At 47.7% G+C, this 333-nt stretch carries 1 rRNA gene; it reads left to right on the top strand.

The window, feature by feature from the left end:
* Positions 1–93 (top strand): 5S ribosomal RNA (gene rrf / locus CWB85_RS23060); the annotation flags it as partial.
* Positions 94–333: the final 240 nt, after the last annotated feature.

The raw sequence follows: 333 nt of genomic DNA, 5'->3' as shown, positions 1-333 counted from the left end.
ACGCACCTGAACACATGCCGAACTCAGTAGGGAAACGAAACAGCGCCGATGATAGTGTAGCATTTGCTATGTGAAAGTAGGTCATCGCCAGGCTCCAAATAAGAGAAACCCGTTACAGCAATGTGACGGGTTTTTTGTTGTCTGGGATAAAGTATAGCTTTCAGCGTTAAGCCGTCAGCTATCAGCCGCACAGTGTCAACCTGGACACCGTAGCGTGGGTTGAGTCTCTGACACCCACGGATTAAAGAACGCCACGAACTCCTCAGAGCGCAACATACACCTTGGCCTTTTAACTCTCCTGCATTTTAATCTTTCGAAACTCGAAACTCGAAA

The sequence above is a fragment of the Pseudoalteromonas sp. S1727 genome, assembly GCF_005886375.1.
GTDB classification, from domain to species: domain Bacteria; phylum Pseudomonadota; class Gammaproteobacteria; order Enterobacterales; family Alteromonadaceae; genus Pseudoalteromonas; species Pseudoalteromonas haloplanktis.
Note: the sequence above shows the minus strand (reverse complement) of the source record. Positions and strands in the feature narration are given on the sequence as shown.